At 63.7% G+C, this 6646-nt stretch carries 6 protein-coding genes; 5 read left to right on the top strand and 1 reads right to left on the bottom strand.

Annotated features, from left to right (window positions below; translation table 11 throughout):
* From JOY90_RS34730 to JOY90_RS34720, 3 genes are all read left to right on the top strand, one after another.
* The coding region (locus JOY90_RS34730) for a hypothetical protein (protein ID WP_291695602.1) at positions 1-310 on the top strand (310 nt) is incomplete at its 5' end.
* A gap of 26 nt (positions 311-336) precedes the next feature.
* Positions 337-1299: a ThuA domain-containing protein gene (locus JOY90_RS34725; protein WP_291695601.1), complete on the top strand. Its 963-nt coding sequence runs from the start codon at positions 337-339 to the stop codon at positions 1297-1299.
* A 115-nt stretch (positions 1300-1414) separates the two neighbouring features.
* Positions 1415-2572 (top strand): glycosyltransferase, encoded by a 1158-nt coding sequence (locus JOY90_RS34720; protein WP_291695600.1) that lies wholly within the window; start codon positions 1415-1417, stop codon positions 2570-2572.
* Here JOY90_RS34720 and JOY90_RS34715 read toward each other — a convergent pair.
* A complete protein-coding gene (locus JOY90_RS34715) occupies positions 2549-3310 on the bottom strand; it encodes a metallophosphoesterase family protein (RefSeq protein ID WP_291695599.1) in 762 nt (253 codons plus the stop codon). The two genes, JOY90_RS34720 and JOY90_RS34715, sit on opposite strands and share 24 nt — an antisense overlap.
* Positions 3311-3594: 284 nt before the next feature.
* Here JOY90_RS34715 and JOY90_RS34710 point away from each other — a divergent pair, with 284 nt between their 5' ends.
* Both JOY90_RS34710 and JOY90_RS34705 read left to right on the top strand, forming a co-directional pair.
* Complete coding sequence (locus tag JOY90_RS34710) at positions 3595-4302, top strand: hypothetical protein (protein ID WP_291695598.1); 708 nt, start codon at positions 3595-3597, stop codon at positions 4300-4302.
* A gap of 57 nt (positions 4303-4359) precedes the next feature.
* Positions 4360-6624, top strand: coding sequence for a polysaccharide biosynthesis tyrosine autokinase (locus JOY90_RS34705; protein ID WP_291695597.1), 2265 nt, complete (start codon positions 4360-4362; stop codon positions 6622-6624).
* The last annotated feature ends 22 nt before the right edge of the window (positions 6625-6646 follow it).

The following is a 6646-nucleotide window of genomic DNA, read 5'->3' as shown; positions in this document are numbered from 1 at the left end:
CATGTACAGCATGGTTTTCGTCACCCTGCTCTACTGTGCCGCAATGCTCATCTTCTCCAGAGAGGCAACCGGATGCGAGCCGATTCCGATGTTGCGCGGGCTGGTTCGTCCCGGCGTTGCGAGCATCGTCGCGACTGCCGGGCTCGTCGAGATCAAGGACATCTATCCTCACAGCCCGGCGTGGCTCCTTGCCTGCATCGCCGCAGCCCTGCTCGCCTACGTCCTGGTCCTGGCGCTGATCGACGGCAAGAGCCTCAGGGAAGACTGGGGCTCGATCCGCCGGATCATGACATCCCGCAAGATCGAATGACTGTCCAGCCATCGACCAAGGCTCGAATGCTCCTGCGGACCGCGATGTTGGTCAGTGCGCTTTCCTTCGCGGGCGCGGCTGCGGCCGGCTCGTCCGGCACGAAAGAAGTCGTCTTCATCGCGGGCGCGCCGAGCCACGGCTTCATGGCGCATGACTATCTGGCCGGCTCGAAACTCCTCGCCGACAGGATCAATGCTGTGCCCGGCTTTTCGGCAACGGTCTATTACGACGAGTGGCCGGCCCGGGAGAAGCTCGATGACGCCTCCGCCATCATCCTCTACACCGACGGCGCCGACGCCCATCCCGCCCTGCCGCACAAGAGCGAGCTCGCGGAGTTGTCGCGCAGCGGTGTCGGCATCGGCATGCTTCACTTTGCCGTCGAGGTGCCGAAGCAGAAAGGCGCCGCCGAGTGGACGCAGATGATCGGCGGATATTTCGAGACTTACTACTCGGTCAATCCGTTCTGGCGCGCGGAGTTCAGGTCGTTTCCCGCCCATCCCGTCGCCAAGGGGCTGAAACCCTTCCAATTGACCGATGAGTGGTACTACCACATGCGTTTTCGCGACCGACTGCAGGGAGTCCAGCCGGTGCTGTCCGCCGTGCCTCCGGACGAAACGCGTCTCGGCAACGATGGCCCCTATACCGGCAATCCGGACGTGCGCGCCGCCGTCGGCAAGAATCAGCCGGAGCACGTCTTCTGGGTCAGCGAGACCCACAACGATGCGACGAGCCCGGCAGGCCGTGGATTCGGCTGCACCGGAGGTCACTCCCATCAAATCTGGGCGCAGGACCAGTTTCGCAAGCTGGTGCTCAATGCGATCGTCTGGATCGCCCACGGCGAAGTCCCGCCGCAGGGAATCGAGAGCCGTCGTCCGGATGTCGATGAGCTGCTCGGCAACCGCGACCCGGGTGTTCAGGACGAACAGGTGCCACCGAATTTCAATCGGCAGGGATTGGCTGACGAGATCGCGAAAATGAACGAGCCATGAGCCCCGCGATGGTCCGGAACATCAACAGCGACCGCGGTTGTGCAACGGTGAACCGCGGCGCCGCGGCCGTTGTTATCCGACGTTCATTCGGCGCCGAGACTTCAGGAAATCCTCCATGAAAGTTGCAATCATCCATTACTGGCTGGTCGGCATGCGCGGCGGCGAGAAGGTGATCGAAGCCCTTTGCGAGATGTACCCTCAGGCGGACATCTTCACCCACGTCTACGTGCCCGAGATGATGTCGGAACGAATCCGCGCCCACCGCGTCATCCCGACCTTCATCAACTCGCTGCCCCGCGCGGCGCGGATGTACAAGACCTACCTGCCGTTGATGCCGCTGGCGCTGGAGCACCTCGATCTGCGCGGCTACGATCTCGTCATCAGCAGCGAATCGGGGCCGGCCAAGGGCGTCATTCCGCCGTCGGACGCGGTTCACGTCTGCTATTGCCACACGCCGATGCGCTACATCTGGAACATGTACCACGACTACCGTGACGGCGGCGGCCGGCTGACGCGGCTAATGATGCCGGCGCTGTCGCACTACCTGCGCATGTGGGACGTGAGCTCGGCCGCGCGCGTGGACAGCTTCGTGGCGAACTCGACCACGGTCGCTCGGCGCATCCGGCGCTACTATGGCGCCGAATCGGTCGTGATCCATCCGCCGGTCGACACCGATGCCTTCTCGCTCGCACCGCCCGCCGAGCTCGGCGACTTCCATCTGATGGCCGGCGAGCTCGTCTCCTACAAGCGTCCGGATCTCGCCGTGCGCGCCTTCAACGAGATGAAGCTGAAGCTCGTCGTGATCGGCGGCGGCGAGATGCTCGATGCAATCCGACGCCTCGCCGGACCGACCGTCACGGTGATGGGCCCGCAACCGTTCCAGGTCCTCAAGGACCACTATGCGCGATGCCGCGCGCTCATCTTTCCGGGCGAGGAGGATTTCGGCATGGTGCCGGTGGAAGCCATGGCGAGCGGACGTCCCGTCATTGCGTTCGGCAAAGGCGGCGCGACCGAGACCGTGGCCGAGGGTGTCTCTGGCACCTTTTTCGCCGAGCAGTCGGTCGAGACCATCTCGGCCGCGGTGCGACGGCTCGACGACATGCGGATCGACCCGGGTCGAATCGCCGAGCATGCGCGCCAGTTCGGCCGTCAGCAGTTCTTCGAGAAGATGCGGGCCCATATCGACGGGCTGCTCGCCGCGAAGCTCGGGCGAGGCCCTGCGCCCGCATCAGTTCCCGTGCCGCTTCAGCTAGCGGGTATCGATCACCGCTAGCGACGAATCCTCGATCACGAGGCAGGTCAGCCGGCCGGTCATGAACGCGCCGGTATCGATGTTGACGCGGTTGACGGCCACCTCGACCTCCCGCGTCGGCGTGTGGCCGTGGACGATGATCTTGCCGAAATCCTCAGGGCAGCTCAGGAACTCGTCCCTGATCCAGAGCAGGTCGTTTTCCTTCTGCTGAGACAAATCGACGCGTGGCCGCACGCCGGCATGCGCGAAGAAGAAATCCCCGCACGCGAAGGAGGTCTTCAGGTCGCGAAAGAATCGAAAGTGCGGACGCGGCAATGCGTCGTGAAAAGCGGATTGTATCTCGGCGATCGGCCTGCCGCTGGCCAGATTGATGCCCACGATTCCATACGAAGCCAGGGTCTCGAGTCCGCCCAGCCGCATCCAGTGGTCGAACAGGGCCGGTTCCCGCAGGCAGCGGAGCGCGATCAGCTCGTGATTTCCCTTGAGGAAGACCGATTCGCTTCGCTTGCCGTGCTCGATCAGGCGGTCGATCGTTTCGCGCGAGGCGGCGCCCCGATCAATGTAGTCGCCCAGAAAAACGTGCAGCGTCTGCGTCGCGGGACGCTCAGCCGTGTCGGCCTCGATGCGCGACAGCAGCACGTCGAGCAGGTCCCGCCGGCCGTGAACGTCGCCGATCGCGTAGATCCTCAAGCCTTCCGGCAAAGACGGGCGCCGCCCCTGCACCTTGAGCATCTCGATATTTGGCAGCGGGGATGGCAACGCATTAACCTGCGATTACGACGCAGCGTTCGCGATATGGCAAGATCGTCTGGCACATGAAGTGAGGCTCACCGAGTCTAGCGGCTCCGCCGGTTCCGGCGTGTCCCGATCATGAACGAATCATCTACTGTTTGTTATCTGCGCGAACCAATGCTTGGCAAATGCCGACGAAAGTCGGAACGCTCTCGACTCGGAACCGGTGGCCGGCATGAAAAATGCTTTCCGTACGGTACCCTGGGAGCAAGTCACGCGAAAGCTACAGGGGTAAACCATAGCGATGGGGTATGGTTGATACCGTCTTTAACGTGATATATGGTCCCCGCGAAATTTTTACCGTCAGTACAAGTAGTTGGAGCGTACCCATGCGTATCGGGCTGGTTGCAAGATCATTCTGCGCTCTACTCTTGCTAACATTTTGTGGAGGCGCCGTCTCGGCCGCCCCCTGCATTCAGCCGCCGGCCTCGGCCAACGCGATCAGCCAGTTCAAGGCGAATCCAGCCGCCCTGGTTGCGCCGGGCGCGGACACGCGCACCATCGAGGTCCAGGTGAGAGACCTTGCCGGGACAGACGCCAATCTGGCGATGGACATCGTCAAGCTGGCGGATGGGGCCAATCCACGGTTTCAGACTGCCATCGCCGCCGGTCTCGCCCAGGCGGCAGTGGCCTGCCAAACCGTCGATCAGCAAGCGGCACAGCTGATCCAGCAGGCCGCGGCATCCTTCGAGAACGGCGAATTCCAGAACACCTTCGCCGCGGTCGCGGGCGACCTCTCGACGGCAGCGACGGAGGCGGCGCTCAATTCCGCGAGCAGCTCGGTGGGCAGCGTCATCGTCACCAATCCCAACCAGGGCGCCGGCCGGACCACGAATCCGGGCGGCGGCGGCTCGCCCGCCTTCTTCCAGATCACCTCCACCGTCGCTATCGCGCCGACTCCAGAAACGACACCGAGCACGACGACCACCGCGGCCAATCCCGTGAGTGCGACGCGCTGAGCTTTTTCATCGCCGGGGGAATGAAGCTGACAACGGGGTGAACCCCAAGGAATCCTAATGAACGTAGCCGGTCAGTTTTCGCAATATCCAGCAGCCCCCGACAGCGACTGGAAGGGCGGGACGATGCCGCTGTTGCAGATCCGCGATTTCATGAGCCGGCAATGGCGGCTGATCGCCTTGATCACGGTTCTGACGATCGTCGTCGGTGTTGCATACCTCGCCGTCACGCCGTCGAAGTTCACCGCGCAAGCGGACATGATCATCGACACGAAGAAGGTGACTTGGACCCAGGCGGAGCTGTCGACCGAAAATCGCACGATCGAGGACGCCTCGGTCGATAGCGAGATCGAGACCACCAAATCCGAGAAGGTCGCTGCCGCCGTCGCCAAGCAGTTGCACCTCAATGAGGACCCGGAATTCGTCGGCAGCGGCGGCCAGCTCAAATCCCGCATTCTCTCGCTCCTGAGATTCAACTCGGGCCCCGAGAGGCAGCCGTCGGATGACGACAACATGCGTCGCGTGCTGGTCACGCTCCGGGAGAACCTGCGCGTCACGCGGCTCGGACGCAGCTACATCGAGCAGATCGCCTACACGTCGCTGGATCCGGAAAAGGCCGCCAAGATCGCCAACGCCTTTGCCGACGCCTATATCGAGGACCAGCTGCAGGCCAAGTTCGAGGCCACCCACCGCGCCAGCATCTGGCTGGAGCAGCGGATCGGCGAGCTCCGCAAGCAGGCCTCCGACGCCTACAAGGAAGTGCAGGACTTCAAGTCCAAGAACGGCATCATCATCGGCGTCGACGGCAAGCTGGCGAGCGAGGTAGAGCTGGATCAGCTCGGGGTTGCGCTCGCCAAGGCCCGGGCCGACACCAGCCAGGCGAGGGCCAAGCTCGAACGCATCCAGCGCGTGCTGGAGCAGCGGCCCAATCCGAACAAGGAAAGCTTCGACATCCCTGACCCCATCGTCACGGACGCGCTCAGCAATCCCGTGATCACGAAGCTGCGCCAGCAGTTCCTGGACGACCAGAATAAGGAATCGGAATGGAGCGCGCGCTACGGCGCCGATCACCAGGCCGCGCGCAACCTGAGGGCGGAAATGGCCGCCCTGCAACGCGCGATCTGGGATGAAATCTCGCGCATCGCCGAGAGCTACAAGAGCGAGTTGCAGATCGCCAAGACTCAGGAAGAATCCATCGACAAGCGCATGGGCGAGGTGTTCCAGCAGTCGGCCTCGACTCGCCAGTCGCAGGTCCGCCTGCGCGAGCTCGAGACGGCCGCGAACACCTATCGCGGCATCTACGAGACGTTCCTCTCCCGCTTCACGCAGTCGGTCCAGCAGCAGTCGTTCCCCACGACGGAGGCCCGAGTCGTCACGGTCGCAACGCCGCCGCTCGCCCGAAGCTCGCCCAAGGTCAGCCTGACCGTGGCCCTTGCGGCGATCTGCGGGCTGGGTCTCGGGATCTTGTCGGCGCTGGCGCGGGAGCAGATGAACCGGCAGATCCACACGCGCGCGCAGCTCGAGAGCCTGCTCGGGACGAGCTGTCTCGCCGTACTGCCGGCGTTCCCGCAACGCCGGGCGAGGCTCGGCCAGAACGGCGCATTGCGCGAATCGCGGGCGTTCCGGCAGATCAGCGAGGTCGCGCCGTTCTCCGCCACCGCGGAGGCGCTGCGGTATATCAAGGTGGCGATCGACCTGAACCCCGCCGGCGGAAAGGTGATCGGAATCGTCTCGGCCCTGCCCGGCGAGGGAAAGACGACGGTCGCGGCCGGCTTTGCGGCCTTCGTGGCCAAGAGCGGCGGCCGTACCCTGCTGATCGACGCCGATCTGCGCAACCCCTCGATGACCCGCACCCTCGGCTATACGAGCGCGCCGGGGTTGGTCGACATGGTCGCCAACCAGTCGCCGTTCGACGACCTGGTCATCACCGACGCGAAGCACAAGTTCGATTTCCTCCCCGCCTCGACACGGATCAAGCCGACCAACAGCTCGGACATCCTGAACTCGGCGGCTATGAAGCAGGCGTTGAAGTCGGCCAAGAGCGAATATGACTACGTGCTGATCGATCTGCCGCCGATTCTCCCCGTCGTCGACGTGAAGGCCGTAGCCCATTTGTTCGACGGTTTCGTCCTGGTCGTGGAATGGGGGAGCACGTCGACCGAAGAGGTGGTCAAGGCGGTGGCGGCTTCGTCGATCGTATCGGAGCGGCTGCTCGGTGCGGTGCTCAACAAGGCCGACGAGACCATCATGCGACGGTTCGAGGGCTATACCGATCGGCGCTACAACTACTACACTGATGACCGAGTCCCGACCGAGATGGCCTGAGAGGCGCCCCGCTGCAGCCGGA

Source organism: Bradyrhizobium sp. (assembly GCF_019242285.1).
Lineage (GTDB): Bacteria > Pseudomonadota > Alphaproteobacteria > Rhizobiales > Xanthobacteraceae > Bradyrhizobium.
This window is presented reverse-complemented; position numbering and strand designations above follow the sequence as displayed.

What these genes read in the sequence shown, in the direction of transcription:
- JOY90_RS34720 (WP_291695600.1), top strand. Translation starts at nt 1,415, where the DNA reads ATGAAAGTTGCAATCATCCATTACTGGCTGGTCGGCATGCGCGGCGGC.
- JOY90_RS34725 (WP_291695601.1), top strand. Translation starts at nt 337, where the DNA reads ATGCTCCTGCGGACCGCGATGTTGGTCAGTGCGCTTTCCTTCGCGGGC.
- JOY90_RS34705 (WP_291695597.1), top strand. Translation starts at nt 4,360, where the DNA reads ATGAACGTAGCCGGTCAGTTTTCGCAATATCCAGCAGCCCCCGACAGC.
- JOY90_RS34710 (WP_291695598.1), top strand. Translation starts at nt 3,595, where the DNA reads ATGGTTGATACCGTCTTTAACGTGATATATGGTCCCCGCGAAATTTTT.